The following is a 15,800-nucleotide window of genomic DNA, read 5'->3' as shown; positions in this document are numbered from 1 at the left end:
GAGAATAGTTAGAACTATTAAGATTTTATACTCTCGCCTAACTTTATTAATAAATTGCCTAATTGCGATTTATCTACTTTTTTCTCATCCAAAGACGTTGCTTTGTCATTTAATGATTCTTCTAGGTCAGATATTCGAATATTAACATCTGTACTTAGATTGTCAATAGCAGTCATAAGTTCTTTTCGAGTGTCATCAATATAATCTGTTAACTCGTGTCGTCTTTTTTCAAGCTCTTTTTTTAGCGTATCAAACTCTTGGCTATATTCAGCCATGTTTTCTCCAAAAATAAGCTGCTTAATAGCATCTATTTTAGAATTTGCTTCTAATTGATTTTGATTGCTCTTCTCTTTATTTCCTTTAGACATAATGTGATGAGGGATTCATTGCGTTATAGCAAATCAAATATATAAAAAATGACGATAAGCGCCTAGACATATAGGGATTATAATGATTCTGCCATAAAAGCTTCTGCTTTTTCAACCATTTTTTTACTTCCACAAAAGAAAGGAACCCTCTCATGTAATTCAGTAGGTTGGAGGTCTAATATTGACGTATATCCATCACTTGCCTTGCCTCCAGCTTGTTCAGTTATGAATGCCATTGGATTACATTCATACAATAATCTAAGCTTCCCTTTTGCGTTAAGAGAGCTCTTTGGGTACATATAAATACCTCCTTTAATCATATTACGATGTATATCTGAAACCAGAGATCCTATGTATCTAGATGTATAAGGACGGTTTTCAGACTCTTCTTGGCAATATTTAATATAGTTTTTTACCCCTTGTGGGAAATGTGTATAATTTCCTTCATTTACAGAATAAATATTTCCTTCTTCAGGGAATTTCATGTTAGGATGAGATAAGTAAAATGTTCCAATTGCTGGGTTTAATGTAAATCCATTAACTCCATGACCTGTTGTATATACTAACATTGTACTAGTGCCGTAAATAATATATCCTGCAGCCACTTGATTACGTCCTGGTTGCAAGAAATCTTCTAAAGTAACAGGAGTTCCTGGATCAGTAATTCTTCTGTAGATAGAAAAAATGGTACCTACAGAAACATTTACATCTATGTTTGAAGAACCATCTAAAGGATCCATAAGAATTACATACTTATTATTATGATCGTCATTATGCCCTTCTACCGTAATAAAGTCATCATTTTCTTCACTACCAATACCACAAACAATCTCTCTATTTTTAAGTGTATTTATAAAAGCTTCATTTGCAATAACATCTAACTTTTGTTGATCTTCACCTTGTACATTTGTATCTCCTACTCCTCCTAATATATCAACAAGTCCAGCCTTGTTAACTTGATGATTTACCACTTTAGCAGCTAATCGAATTGCATTAATCAGTCGAGACAATTCACCAGAAGAATACTTAAATTCTGATTGATTTTCTATTATAAATTCTCCTAAAGTTTGATTTTTACGTGCCATGTAGTGTCTATCATTATTTTTTTGCAAAAATATTCAAAAAAAACACCACCACTACAACGATTTCGTATTCTTTTATCTATATATTTTTTTACTTTAGCTCGCTTAGATCGGATTTCTTATGGATTATTTTATTCGCAGAGCAGAGGTAGAGGATATGCCAGCTGTTCTTGCTCTTATCAATGAGCTTGCTGTTTTTGAAAAAGAACCTGATGCAGTTAACATCTCTGTAGACACCCTTATTAAAAACGGCACAGGAACAAATCCCTTATTTACTTGTTTTGTAGCAGAACATGAAGAAACAATTGTAGGAATGGCACTTGTTTATTATAGATTTTCTACTTGGGAAGGAAAATCTTTACACCTTGAAGACCTTATTGTATCACAAAATTATAGAGGAAAAGGCTTTGGAAGAGCATTATATAATGAAGTTATGCGTTATGCTATAAGTCAAGATGTTAATAGAGTAGAATGGGTTGTGTTAGACTGGAATACTCCTGCAATTACTTTTTATGAAAATAGTGGTGCACTATTACTAAAAAATTGGCATCTTGTTCAAATGAATAAAGAGAGATTACATAACTATATTCGTTCAATAGCATAATTACGATATAAAATGCAAGTATTTAAATTTGGAGGAGCTTCTGTAAAAGATGCAGATAGCGTAAAAAACATAGCCACTGTCTTAAAAAAGACAGGTTTCACAAATAAATTAATTGTGATCTCTGCTATGGGAAAAACCACCAATGCATTAGAAAATGTAATACACGCATATTTTAATGATAGCACTAAGGTTACTGATACTATTGAAACATGCCTTGACTATCACCTTGATATAATTTCTATTCTCTTTCCTAAAGGTCACGCTATTTTTGAGACTGTTCATACTTTATTTAAACAGCTCGGAAATTTCCTAGAACTTAATAAATCACCTAACTATGATTTTGTTTATGACCAAGTAATTTGCTACGGCGAACTTACATCTACACATATAGTGAGTGCTTTCCTTTCTGAAAATAATATTAAAAATCAATGGATAGATGCTCGCGAACTTATAAAAACAGATGCAAATTATAGAGATGCTCATGTAGATTGGGAAACAACCAAAAAAAATATCCAAGATACCATTCAAAAAGAAGGGCTTTTCGTCACACAAGGTTTTGTTGCTTCTGAAGGAAATAATTTTACAACAACATTGGGTAGAGAAGGAAGTGATTATACAGGTGCTATTTTTGCATATTGCCTAAACGCAGAAAATCTCACTATCTGGAAAGATGTTCCTGGTGTTTTAAACGGTGATCCAAGAGTATTTAAAAACACCAAATTATTAAAACGAATTTCATACAATGAAGCTATTGAAATGGCATTTTATGGAGCCTCTGTAATACACCCTAAAACGCTGCAACCATTACAGAGAAAAGAAATACCACTTTATGTAAAATCATTTATTACTCCTGAAAATCCAGGCACATACATAGGAAAAGGAATACAGTTAGATCCTATGGTTGCTTGTTTTATTGTGAAAAAAAACCAAATTCTTATCTCCTTATCTTCTATTGATTTTAGTTTTATAATGGAAGAGAATATAAGTGACATCTTTAACTTGTTGCACATCTATAAAATGAAAGTAACCATGATGCAAAACTCAGCTATTAGCTTTTCCGTTTGCATTGAAAATAAGTTTAATACCCTAGAACCGTTACTTAAAAAATTGAGAGCAACCTATAAAGTAAGATGGAATGAAGGTGTTACATTACTTACTGCTAGGCATGCTTCACCTAATGAGATGAATCTGCTTTTACATGGACGAAAAGTACTTTTAAAACAAGAAAATAGAACAGTTACTCAGTATGTGCTAAAAGAAGAGTAAGTATTGTTATATTTGATTATATAGTTATAAATAATAGTATATGAGTTTAGTTACCGCAAAAGAAGTTGCCCAAGCCATAAACGTTGATAAATTCGGCTTTATAGGTACTTTTCTTGGTTGGTCACTCATGAAAACACTTAAAATTTCTAGCCTAAATAAAATTTATGATCGCAATAAACATCTGAGTGATCTCGATTTCTTAAATGCCCTTCTAGATGAATTTCAAATCAAATTTGATATCCCTGAAGAAGATCTTAAACGTCTTCCTAAAAATGGTGCTTATATAACTATCTCAAATCACCCATTAGGAGGGATTGATGGTATTCTTTTACTTAAACTCATGCTTGAACAGCGTGATGATTTTAAAATTATAGCAAATTTTCTTTTACACCGTATAGATCCTTTAAAACCTTACGTAATGCCCGTAAATCCTTTTGAAGATCGTAAAGATGTAAAATCTAGTATTGCTGGTTTTAAAAATGCACTATTACATCTCCAAAATGGATGCCCACTAGGAATTTTCCCGGCAGGAGAAGTCTCTACCTATAAAGATGACAAACTCATTATTGATAAACCATGGGAAGAAGCAGCTATAAAGCTTATCAAAAAAGCAGAGGTCCCTATTGTACCTATCTATTTTCATGCAAAAAACAGTAGGTTATTCTATCAACTATCACGTATAAGTAGCACCTTACGAACCGCTAAACTTCCTAGCGAATTACTTACTCAAAAAAATAGAGTGATTAAAGTTCGTATTGGAAACCCTATAAAAGTTACTGCTCAAAAAGAATATACAGACTTACCTAGTTTTACAGAGTTTCTTCGTAAGAAAACATATATGCTAGCGAAATCTTTTGAAACAAAAAGTCGTCTTAGCACCATACCACAAACTCTTAAAGTTCCTAAAGAACCCAAAGAAATTGCCGTTTCAATAAGTAGTGATTTAATTTATGAAGAGATTGATAAACTACGATCTAATGACCGTCGCCTGTTACAATCCAAAAACTATGAAGTTTTTCTTGCACCTGCAGATGAAATGCTCAATACACTTCGGGAAATAGGACGCTTACGCGAAATCACATTTAGAGCCATTGGAGAAGGAACTAATGAAGCTACAGATCTGGACAAATTTGATCGTTACTACCATCATATGTTTTTATGGGATAGTGATGCAAAAAAAATAGCAGGAGCCTACCGTATGGGATTAGGTTCAGAAATCTATGAAAAATATGGTATTGATGGATTTTATCTTCAAGACCTTTTTCGTTTTGATACCGAATTACATACAATGATGAGCCAAAGTATCGAAATGGGACGTGCTTTTATTATTAGTGAATATCAACAAAAACCAATGCCCTTATTCCTATTATGGAAAGGTATTGTTCATACTACCTTACGTTTTCCAAAACATAAATACCTCATCGGAGGAGTTAGTATTTCTAATCAATTCTCAAATTTTTCAAAATCCTTGATGATTGAGTTTATGAAATCTCATTATTGGGACCCTTATGTAGCCCAATACATTCGCCCTAAAAAAGAATTCAAAGTACGACTTAAAGACGCCGATAAAGAATTTGTTTTTGACGAAAGCGCTGCCGATCTTAACAAGTTTGACAAGCTCATAGATGAAGTAGAACCGGGCTCTCTTAGGCTTCCTGTACTTATCAAAAAATATATAAAACAAAACGCAAAAGTAGTTGCCTTTAATGTAGACCCACTATTTAATAACGCAGTAGATGGTCTTATGTACATACGTATTGCAGACCTTCCTGAAAGTACTGTAAAGCCTGTAATGGAAGAGTTTCAAGCAGAACTTGAAAAAAAATATGGCCATAGAAATCTAGAAGAAGAATAGTCTTCGATTTCTACGGTTTTAATTCTTAATCTATCTTATTCATTATACGCTTTCGCGAAAGCGAACCTGTGAGGTTCACGACTATTAAGGAGAGCGAAGCGTTAAAGCGTACACAGGCTTAAAATTAGTTTTTATACAACGCCTTCCCTGCTGCTTCATATTTATCGCCAGCCGTCCAAGTAGGGGTTACTGGATCATTCCCGATATTTCTTCCCGCAAGTACATAAGCACTAAAAAACTTAAATAGATAGTCATAATCCAGCGTATTTGCTTCATCCCCTGGTCTGTGATAGTATTTCGTCACATCACCATTAAAAGCAGTAAAACCTAAGGAAAATGTAGGTGCAGGAATTCCTTTTGCAGCAAAATTTACATTATCGCTTCTATCAAAAAGTCCTTGCTCTGGTGCAGGATCATCTATAGCCGTTAATCCAAAAGCACTTGCTGCATCTTTTATATGTTGTGCCGCAGTTGTTCTAGGCAATCCAATAATTGTAGCCAAAGACGTGTCATTATACCCACCATTATCACTATTAAAACAATACACCATTTGTTCAAGAGGAAGCACAGGATTTTCTACATAAAAAGAACTTCCAAGCAATCCTTTTTCTTCTCCGGTAAATAAAATAAATAACGCCGATCGTTTTGTTGGGTATTTTGCAAGGTTTTCTGCCATGCTCAACACTGTGGTTGTCCCTACGGCATTATCACGAGCTCCATTATAAATAACATCTCCTGTTTCGTCTGGCGTACCTATCCCTACATGATCATAATGCCCAGAATATATGATATATTCATTTTTTAATGTTGGATCTGTACCTTCTACAATACCTATTACATTTTGAGATTTTACGATCTCTTTTTGAGAATCACTCATTGTAAGTGACGCGGCTACAGGTTTATTTGTAGAAAGGCTGTTTGCTATGTTACTTCCTTTATCTAATATCCAGACATAAGGCATGTTAGACTTCTTACTTTCCTCCTTTACAATATCAAGTGAAGGAGCATTAAAATTATGCTCTATAAATCCCCACATTTGTTCTTGTGCATCTAATAATTCAAGAACTCCTACAGCACCATTTTGTTTCGCCAGTTCTCGTTTTAGATCTCGGAGTCCAAAAGCAGCACGTGCATCTTTTGCATCGGCACTACCCGCTTTTACAATAACAAGCTTCCCATCTACTGATTTTCCTTTATAATCTTGCTCTAATCCATATCCTAAATAGACAGCGCCTTTAGAAAAATCTGTAACTGCTACATCTAATACCGCATAGTCTTTTATAGTGCTGCCATTTATAGAGATTATAACATCTTTAGGTGGCGCTATTTTTTGAAGAGTTACTTCTTGATAATAATCTCCAGTTTTAGGATTAGGTTTTACGCCATAACTACGCAATGTATTTGCTAGATACGATGCCGCAATTTTATTTTCAGGAGTTCCTGTTTCTCTTCCCTTTAATAAATCATCAGCTAAGAAATAAATATGCCCTTCAATTTTTGATTTTGTAACGGTCTCTTGGACTTTAATTTTATCACTTTGTCCAAAAGTGATTGTCGTACTTAATACTACTAAAAAAAGAAATGCAAATTTTTTCATGATATTTAATTTATGCTTTAAAAGTAAGTAATTATATACTTAAATTAAGTAGTAAATATCTCCTTTAAAGATTATAGTCTCTAAATAATTTGATCATATACCTACTTATCTCTAACTTTAATCTCTATAACTATCTGATTATATGACATGAAACAGGCTACAACCATAGATGAAGTTATTGCAATTTTGGGAGATATTATCACTACCGAAGTAGCTGCAAATAGTAATCTTGCTTTTTTTCCAATCCTTTATAAAAAAGTAACAGAACGCATTAAAGAAGGAATCATTCAAAAAGAATTTGAAGACAATCCAAGAATGGAGCGACTTGATGTGATTTTTGCCAATAGATATCTAGAGGCTTATTTTACGTATAAAGAAGGAAAAAAACCATCGCTTTCATGGGAAAATGCTTTTGAAGTTGCAAAAAATCAACGGCTCTTAATCTTACAGCATCTTCTTTTAGGAATTAATGCACATATTAATTTAGACCTAGGTATCGCTGTTTCTGAAACTATGGGACCAGATGGTAATTTAGAAAATATTCATGCAGATTTTAATAAAATCAATGCCATTTTAGCCAGTATGGTAGACGGTGTACAGCAAAAGATAGGACGTGTATCTCCATTCTTTTATTTACTTGACAAAGTAGCAGATGGAAAAGAAGATCTTATTGCGACCTTTAGCATTAATATTGCTCGTGATGAAGCATGGTTATTTGCCAATGAATATCATGATGCTACAGACAAAGAAACTGTTTTCTCAAAACGCGATACTTCTATTGGGGATATAGCCATTAAACTATCTACTACTAAAAGTAGGATTTTGCGATGGGTGATTCGATTTATACGTTGGTTTGAAAGTAAAAATGTAGCAAAAGTAGCCGATGTTTTAAGTAGTTAAGATGTTACTTATAATTAAGCATTCTTTTATAGCTTTTCTCGCTTTCGCGAAATCGAGCCTGCAAGATTCACAACCACAGAAAGAGCGAAAGGTAAAAAAACCACCTAACAGATAAACAGATAGTCAAGTGGTTTTTTATACTTATATCGTATTAGTTTTTTAATTCTTCGTCATCATTAATCTCTGAAGTTCCTCTATTCTTTACATAGGTATCTAACCATTGATCTTGTTCCCATAAAAGGTGAAGTATAGATTCCTTAGCACGATATCCATGACTTTCTTTAGGAAGCATGACAAGCCTTGCTGTGGCTCCTAACCCTTTCAGTGCATTAAAATAGCGTTCACTCTGTAAAGGATACGTCCCTGAATTATTATCTGCTACACCATGTACAAGAAGTAAAGGGGTTTTCATTTTATCTGCATGCATAAATGGAGACATATTATAATATACCTCTGGTGCTTCCCAATAACTACGTTGCTCACTCTGGAAACCAAAGGGTGTTAAGGTTCTATTATATGCACCACTACGAGCAATCCCTGCTGCAAATAAATTGGAATGAGAAAGTAAATTAGCCGTCATAAATGCTCCATACGAATGACCTCCTACGCCTACTCGATTACGATCTATATATCCTAATGCATCCACAGCATCAATCGCTGCTTTCCCATTAGCCACCAATTGTTTTCTAAAACTATCATTAGGCTCTTCATCTCCTTCTCCTACAATTGGAAAAGAAGCATCATCCAACACTACATATCCACGAGTAATCCAATAAATCATAGATCCATAATAAGGAAATGTAAATGCATTTGCGTTCTTAGTAGATTGTGATGCACTATTTTTATCTTTAAACTCTTCAGGATACGCCCATAAAATCATGGGCATTTTTTCTTTCTTTTCCTTATCATAACCTACTGGCAAATATAAAGTTCCCGAAAGCTCTAGACCATCATCTCGCTTATAGGTAATCACTTCCTTATGCACATCTTGTATACTTGCAAAAGGATTTTCAAAATCTGTAATCTGTGTAAGTTTATCTTTTTTGATATTACGTATATAGTAATTAGGATATTCTGTAGGTGACTCAATACGAACTAAAATTTCTCCTTTTTTCATATCGATAGCGCCTAGTAAATTTTCTAGCTTATCTGTATATGTAGATTCATACATGCGTTTTGTTTTTCCTGTTTTTAGACTCATTGCATCTATAAACGGAAATTGCCCTTTCTCGCTATAACCATCTCCCGTCAGAAAGAGTTCATTGTTTTCTATGGTAAGAACATAACGCCCATATTCATTTTCGTGTGTCACAAAAGCACCTGGATCGCTATACACATCTTGGTAATTACGATCTGTAATAATCTTCCCATTATTACTTTTACTAGAAGGATCAAAAAGATACGTTTTTGTATTACGTGTATTCCACCAATAGTCATAAGCTATAGCTGTTTGATCATTCCCCCATTGGATTCCGCTAAAACGTCCTACCGTTTGAAGTACTTTTTGAGGTGTATTTGTAAAAGGTGCTGCTTGCATAAATACTTGATCACGAAATGCCACATCTACTTCAGGATCGCCATTATCTAACACTTCTGCCCAAACCAAGGTTGCAGGGGCATCAGATCGCCATTGCATTCTTCGTTTCCCTTTGCGAGCAGCCATAAAACCTTTGGGCAATTCTTCAATAAGCGGAACTTCATTTACCGTTTTCACAATAGTCCCGTCTACATTATAAACCACAGATGTTTGCGGGAAACGACGATAAGGCACTATATATGAAAAAGGTTTTTCTATCACAGTAATCATCCAATATTTTCCATCTGGAGATAACGAAATACCGCTGTACATTGCCGCTTCTTTCCATGGTGTAATAATCCCATTTAAATCAAGTTTTATAAGACTAGAAGTAGCTAATTGTTCAAAATTAAATACATCATTTGGGTTTTGTAATAAATCCTGATATGTACGATTTTGAGCTTTTGAGCCATCACTTGTAGAAATGGTAGGTCCTGTAGGTACTGCTTCTGCTGTATTAATAAGTGCTTTTCTAGAATCTGGAATCACTTTTACTAACAAGCTACTACCGTCCTTAAACCATCGTATTGGGTTTCCCATATTTGCATTGAGAGCAGGTGTGGCGAGCTTTGATGCTTTCGCTGTAGCTACATCAAGAATCCAGACTTCTACAGCATCATCTATAGTATTTGTAAGTGCCATTTTAGATTCGTCTGGAGACCAACTAAAATTACTTAGTTTTGGATTATCAGGCAGTCCCGTAATCTGTCGTGCTTCTTTTTCGGTAACTCCTTTTATTTTAACATTATTAAAATAGGTAACACGACTCCCAATATTTGTTTTTGGATTTATACGCAGCCCTCCTAAACGGAGTTCTTTTTCAGATAGTGTAGCGATATCTTTATAACTATCTCTATATAAAAGTAACATCGTATCGCCATTTGTATTCATACGTACACTTGGGGCACGTGGCACATCAACAAGGTCTAAAATTTCTTTTGGAGGCTTCTGATAATCAAGATTAATTTGAGCAATTGTACTAGAAACAACTAGCAAAAAACTTAGTGAGAATAATACTTTTTTCATTGGTAAGGTTCGTTTTCCTAAAATTACAGAAAAAGCACGCTACGAACTGTTAATGTTTTGTGAGAATGTCTTTTTATTTCATCTCCCCACTTTAACATTTCGTTCTTCTTATCTCATAAGTTCGCTTTCGCGAAAGCAAAAACAACCAAAAAATAGTTTAGAACTGAAAGTAAATAAACTGTTCTCCACTTCCTTGCGCTAAACAAATCAAAAAGAATAATACTGCCCAACCAACACCTAATACCCAAGAAGGAGTTTTAAGTGACACCTCTTTCATAGATGTATTACGCATAAACCAATGACATAAAAACAGTCCTGTAATCACAATAACAACCTTTCCAATTTCTGCAATTCCTAAAATTTTACTTCCGTCTGGATTCAGAAAAAACATAGAGGTAATCATGTCATTTGCAGTAGCAAATCCTTTGGCTCTAAAAAAGACCCACGTAATATTGACTAATGTATAGGTTAAGAACGCTAAGAAAATTCCATTCCATGCATTAATTTTTATAGGAATTAATTTTTTAAGTAAACGTTCTCCCACCAAGTATATTCCGTGCAAAGCACCCCAGATTACAAATGTCCAAGCGGCTCCATGCCATAATCCTCCCAATAACATAGTAAGCATAAGTGCTACATACATTCTTGTAATTCCATGACGATTCCCTCCTAATGGGATATATAAATAGTCACGTAACCAACTAGACAGCGAAATATGCCATCTACGCCAAAGGTCAGAAAAACCTATAGATGCATAAGGGTATCTAAAGTTATCTGGTAATATAATACCTAACATCAATGCGATCCCGATTGCACAGGTAGAATATCCAGCAAAATCAAAAAATATTTGTCCTGAAAAGGCAAGTGTACCTATCCATGCATCTACCCCATGAAGTAGTTTACCTGCATCAAAAACTTTATCTGACGTACTAGAGAGTAAAGCATCTGCCAAAACTACTTTCTGAAACACACCTATGGTCAATAAAAACAATCCCCATAAAAACTGATGAATCGTTGCCTTTTTGGGCTCATAAAATTGTGTAATCAAGTCTTTTGCTCTCACAATAGGTCCTGCAACTAATTGCGGGAAGAAGGTCACATATAATGCAAAATCTAGGAAAGTACGGGCACGCTCCCCTTTTCTATAATACATATCTATAGTATATGACATGGTCTGGAACGTATAAAAAGAAATTCCCATAGGTAAAATGATATCCATAGGAAGTGCCTCGTATTCTATTCCTATACTTTGGAGTATCGCCGTAAAATTTTCTAACAAAAAATTACCGTACTTAAAGAATCCTAAAAACCCAAGATTTACAACCATACTCAACAAGAGCCATAGTTTTCTCTTTTTTTTATTTTCTAGCGTTGCTAGTTTTTTTCCTGCAGTCCAGTCTACAACTGTAGAAATCCAAAGTAAAATAACTAAGGGTGGATTCCACATTCCATAAAACACATAACTAGATAGCAAAAGCATGCGCTTTTTTCCGGTCCAGGATAGTATTTTTGAATAATAAAGCGCTAAAACAACAATCAAAAAAACCACAAAACTGAGTGAATTGAATAACATAATTATCGAGTTTTAAGGTTAGAAATTTGTTGATCCTCTAGAAGAATTTTCACTAGCTCTTTGGTAAAAATACGTGCGTCTGTAGAAAAGAGATGAGATTCTTCTGGACAGGTAAATTGATTTAACTGTGTATAATCTTCAAAGTGATAGCCATTAAGTCCAGATTGTAAAAGTAGTTCATCCCAACAGACAGTTCTGGAGTATATTTCGTTCTCTTTTTCTCTTAGTTTTCCACTAGAAGGACATCGTATGAAAATAGCATTTCCTCCACGTTTTTTTAATTTTTCAATTAAAGGCTGGTAATAAAGTATTACTGAGTCTACTACAGGTGTTGGGCGTCGCTCTATCCCTCCTAGCCATATTTTGACAATTCCATTTGCAAAGGCTGTATCAGTTTTGGTCTTTTCAAACATGGTCACATTTCGATCGGCATCTACGAATCCAAAATTATTGAAAGGAGGTCTCCCTTCGGGCAAACGATTGCCTATTTTAATGTTGTTAACTAGGGTTTTTAAATCTATATCATCAGACCATTCTTCTTCTGATGCATTAAGAAACGAAAAGGTGCGTTCTAAAGGAAGGGAAAGGTAATGGTTGGCACGTTGGGCATAGGTTTGTTCATAATAATGACGGAGTCTTTTGGTAGGACGATCCCACATAAATCCTTTTCCTGGTTGTGAAAAAAATAATGCCGGAGCCACACCTATGACCACGGTACCATTAAAATCAGTCTCTTCAACAATTTCTTTAAAAATAGGGGTGGGTGTTGTACCATCAGAAGCTAGCATAATAGGACGAACGCCTGTAGCTTCTTCCCATTCATTGAGTTGAATATCAAAATGAACTCTTGAAGAGCCCAATAATACGATATCATCTGAAGAGAGCTTATCTACTTTGGCTCTTTGAATAGCCCAAAGTGCTTTATTATCATCAAGTTCTGAAACATATCCTAGCGATCGGACATAAAGTTCCCAAATGGCAATAAAGGCAATGCCGAGTACGACGGCGATGCCTACTGATTTTTTAAGATTCATTTTATTGTTATTGGTAACCCAATGACAATACGAGGGAACTTGACTATTTTAATTTTGACAAGGAAATTGTCTAAAATGGATTGGTTAGTTAATTTATAGCCCTAAATGTATAAAAAATTATAATTACAAAAACAGGGGAAATTCCCTGTTTTTGTAAGAAAATCCCGTTAAATCAAGAAAATTACAAATGATTTGATATAAAATCTTGACAATATGCTTTTATTTCATTTCTCGCTTTCGCGAAAGCGGCCTCTGTATCTTCAGTAGATCCTACAAACTTTGAGGGATCGTAAAAGTTGTGATGTAATCGTGTGGCATTAGGCGCTGCAATGAATGGACAGTTCTCATAAGCATGATCACATACGGTAATAATAAAATCCCAATCCACCCCTTCATATTCATCTACATGATTTGAGGTATGCCCAGTAATATCTATACCATCTTTTGCCATAGTAGCCGCTGCTCCCGGATTGATCCCGTGGGTTTCTATTCCTGCCGAATAGATCGTTGCCTTATCACCTGCTAATAGGTTTAAATATCCATGTGCCATCTGACTACGACAGCTGTTTCCTGTACAAAGTACGAGTATGTTTTTTTTCATAATTAATTCATTTCCATATCCGCGAAGGCGGATATCTTTTTTAATTTGTAATTATAATCTGATACGCTTTATAAATATTCTTTTTACAAATTATCTTTAATAATACTTTCAATTTTTTCCTTATCAAATCCAGATGCTACATAAATAATAGTTCCCTTTTTATCTATAATCATTACTGTAGGTGCCGCTTGAACTGAATATTTATCAGCTAGTTCTTTCCCTTTATATAATGTTGGGTAACTCATCTTTATTTTGGAAGTATATTCTTGCAAATTTTCTTTTGGAAAATTTTCTCTAAACTCTATCCCGTAGAGTAAAAAATTCTCGTTTTTATACTTTTCACTTAATGCATTAAGTTCTGGTACTGCTTTAACACATGGACCACAGAACTTAAACCAAAATTCTAACAAAACAACATTCCCCTTAAATGTTGAAAAATCTATAAGCTTATCATTATCTAAATTAGGAAGTTCCCAATTTTCAATTTTTTTAGTCTCATTTTTAGCAGTACTCTCTTTTACTTGCAACATCATTTTTTCTTGCATTTGCTTTACATAATCTCCAAAAGAGATCTTAGTAAATTCATTTGGAAGTAAGTCACCAGTCCATAGATTTGGATCAACTTTATAATTGAGGTTTACATTTTCTATAGTTCTGCTCATGGTTCCAGAGGGTCCATTTGGCATTATTATTTTACTGGGTAAATAATCAGAAGTATTTATGTTTAGTATATACGTAGTATACTTTACATCTGCTAGATCAAAAGTATTTATACGTAGTCTTTCCCAATCGATGTTACTATTTTTTAGTACGAATTCAAATTGGTAGTTTTTTTGCTCATTAACAAAAACATCATTACTTCTTTTTATTTCGACATTTTCGTTAGTAATTAGTTGAGGTAATAGTTCTTTAATCGGGTGCAATGTTAATAATAGAGGATTGTTAGGGTTTCTAGAACCTCCTGTTGCTATTAATTTCTCACTCACTAAAGATTGGACATGACTTTCTCCATCAAATATCAGTTCGGATTCTTTATTTTTTATATAATATTTTGGTGTCTTATTTCTGGTACTATTTGAAAAATCAAAATAAATAGCATCTTCACTATTGATGTACGTGACTCCTTCTTCATTTCCTTCAAAACTTGACGTATAAAAAACACGTTCAATATTACTTAATGTAGTAATTGTTTTTTTCAAAATCTCAAGATTCAATTCTTGGCTAGTAATTTGTAGCGTTGACAGAAGGAAAATTAAATACATTATTTTTTTCATAGTATTAATAAATATTTGACAACAATTAATAACCACTTCATACAATCTGATGACTTCTTCTCTCTAGCAACACATTATCATACCAAATCCCACCGCGCATAGCAATTTTTTTGCGTACTCCTACTTTTCTAAAACCATAGCTTTCATGCAACTTGATACTAGCAATGTTTTCTGGAAAAATCTTTGCTTGTAGGGTCCAAAAATTTGCTTTCTCGCTTTCTTTTATAAGATGTTGTAATAGCAACTTCCCTATTCCTTTTTGCTGTGCTTCTTTTGCTACATAAATAGTCACCTCAGCAACTCCTTTATAGACTTTTCTTGATGAGAAAGGCGTGAGAGCACACCATCCTAAAATGGTTTGATTTGCTTCAGCTACAAAACGACATTGCTTTAAAAACTTAGCATTCCATGTGTCCCAATCTGGTACTTTTGTTTCAAAAGTTGCAATACCTGTATCCATGCCATCTTTATAAATTTTCGCGCAAGCGGAATAATCATTTTTTTGAAACAAACGTATTTGAATATCTGGCTGAGCTACACGCATATCATTTATTAGCAACATCCACTTCCAGGAGCGCATCCACCTGCTTGTGCATCGGCGGTTACGGGAGCAGCAATACCACAAGCTTCCTTAGCCTTACAATCTGTAGGTTGCCCGACTAATTTAAGCAGTAAATTGTTTCCGCGTATTTCGTAATCGTTAACATATAGTTGTGCTGTATGAAAGTTTGCATTGCTATATTCTATACGTACTTCTGCATCCATTACATAAGGTTTCATACGACCTACTTTGGCTAGAATAGCCATGGCTTTATAAGCACTCATGAATTCTGTTTTGCCTAATTCATTAGGGTCTTCCCATAGTTGAATAATGGTTTCTTTCCAAGCATCGACACCTGCACCACAATCTACCGAATCAATGGTAATGTGTTTTACTTCTGTGATGTGATAATTTGCACCTACTAATAAATTGGGAGCATATTCAAATAATAATGATTTGCCTTGATGCTCTTTTAATATTTCTAAAAATTCTTGTGTTTTCAT

General features: G+C 34.2%; 14 protein-coding genes. 4 read left to right on the top strand and 10 right to left on the bottom strand.

The genetic code is table 11. The annotated features are described in order from the left end of the window. Positions 1-17 precede the first annotated feature (17 nt). Positions 18-368: a fructose 1,6-bisphosphatase gene (locus tag CHB80_RS06080; RefSeq protein ID WP_089370520.1), complete on the bottom strand. Its 351-nt coding sequence runs from the start codon at positions 366-368 to the stop codon at positions 18-20. 77 nt (positions 369-445) lie between these two features. Beyond that, a complete protein-coding gene (gene fbp / locus CHB80_RS06075; protein WP_089370519.1) occupies positions 446-1,453 on the bottom strand; it encodes a class 1 fructose-bisphosphatase in 1,008 nt (335 codons plus the stop codon). A gap of 118 nt (positions 1,454-1,571) precedes the next feature. On the opposite strand from fbp, the gene CHB80_RS06070 reads away from it, so the two are divergent. Genes CHB80_RS06070 through CHB80_RS06060 form a run of 3 tightly spaced genes read left to right on the top strand, consistent with a single transcriptional unit; the run spans position 1,572 to position 5,175 of the window. Next, entirely contained in the window at positions 1,572-2,054 is a 483-nt protein-coding gene (locus CHB80_RS06070) for a GNAT family N-acetyltransferase (protein WP_089370518.1), read from the top strand. A 12-nt stretch (positions 2,055-2,066) separates the two neighbouring features. Then, a complete protein-coding gene (locus tag CHB80_RS06065; protein ID WP_089370517.1) occupies positions 2,067-3,320 on the top strand; it encodes an aspartate kinase in 1,254 nt (417 codons plus the stop codon). A 40-nt stretch (positions 3,321-3,360) separates the two neighbouring features. Next, positions 3,361-5,175 carry a GNAT family N-acyltransferase gene (locus tag CHB80_RS06060; RefSeq protein ID WP_089370516.1) on the top strand — a complete coding sequence of 605 codons (1,815 nt, stop codon included), beginning with the start codon at positions 3,361-3,363 and terminating at the stop codon, positions 5,173-5,175. A 124-nt stretch (positions 5,176-5,299) separates the two neighbouring features. Here the strand turns inward: CHB80_RS06060 and CHB80_RS06055 are convergent, their stop codons facing one another. After that, positions 5,300-6,772 (bottom strand): M28 family peptidase, encoded by a 1,473-nt coding sequence (locus tag CHB80_RS06055; protein ID WP_089370515.1) that lies wholly within the window; start codon positions 6,770-6,772, stop codon positions 5,300-5,302. Positions 6,773-6,919: 147 nt separating this feature from the next. Here CHB80_RS06055 and CHB80_RS06050 point away from each other — a divergent pair, with 147 nt between their 5' ends. Beyond that, positions 6,920-7,672, top strand: a complete 753-nt coding sequence (locus CHB80_RS06050) for a DUF5995 family protein (protein WP_089370514.1) — start codon at positions 6,920-6,922, stop codon at positions 7,670-7,672. Between the two features lie 151 nt (positions 7,673-7,823). On the opposite strand, the gene CHB80_RS06045 is transcribed toward CHB80_RS06050, so the two are convergent. From CHB80_RS06045 to CHB80_RS06015, 7 genes are all read right to left on the bottom strand, one after another. Next, positions 7,824-10,274 (bottom strand): alpha/beta hydrolase family protein, encoded by a 2,451-nt coding sequence (locus CHB80_RS06045; protein ID WP_089370513.1) that lies wholly within the window; start codon positions 10,272-10,274, stop codon positions 7,824-7,826. A 157-nt stretch (positions 10,275-10,431) separates the two neighbouring features. Further along, positions 10,432-11,847 (bottom strand): MBOAT family O-acyltransferase, encoded by a 1,416-nt coding sequence (locus CHB80_RS06040; protein WP_089370512.1) that lies wholly within the window; start codon positions 11,845-11,847, stop codon positions 10,432-10,434. A 2-nt stretch (positions 11,848-11,849) separates the two neighbouring features. Beyond that, the gene (locus tag CHB80_RS06035) at positions 11,850-12,881 is read right to left on the bottom strand and encodes a hypothetical protein (RefSeq protein WP_089370511.1); all 1,032 of its coding nucleotides are present in this window, start codon (positions 12,879-12,881) and stop codon (positions 11,850-11,852) included. Between the two features lie 181 nt (positions 12,882-13,062). Then, positions 13,063-13,482, bottom strand: coding sequence for an arsenate reductase ArsC (locus tag CHB80_RS06030; RefSeq protein ID WP_089370510.1), 420 nt, complete (start codon positions 13,480-13,482; stop codon positions 13,063-13,065). Between the two features lie 83 nt (positions 13,483-13,565). Continuing rightward, positions 13,566-14,681, bottom strand: a complete 1,116-nt coding sequence (locus CHB80_RS06025; protein WP_179218094.1) for a TlpA family protein disulfide reductase — start codon at positions 14,679-14,681, stop codon at positions 13,566-13,568. A gap of 112 nt (positions 14,682-14,793) precedes the next feature. After that, positions 14,794-15,300, bottom strand: coding sequence for a GNAT family N-acetyltransferase (locus CHB80_RS06020; protein WP_089370784.1), 507 nt, complete (start codon positions 15,298-15,300; stop codon positions 14,794-14,796). Positions 15,301-15,308: 8 nt separating this feature from the next. Then, positions 15,309-15,800, bottom strand: a complete 492-nt coding sequence (locus CHB80_RS06015; protein WP_089370508.1) for a DUF6428 family protein — start codon at positions 15,798-15,800, stop codon at positions 15,309-15,311.

The organism is Dokdonia pacifica, from assembly GCF_900188275.1.
GTDB classification, from domain to species: domain Bacteria; phylum Bacteroidota; class Bacteroidia; order Flavobacteriales; family Flavobacteriaceae; genus Dokdonia; species Dokdonia pacifica.
This window is presented reverse-complemented; position numbering and strand designations above follow the sequence as displayed.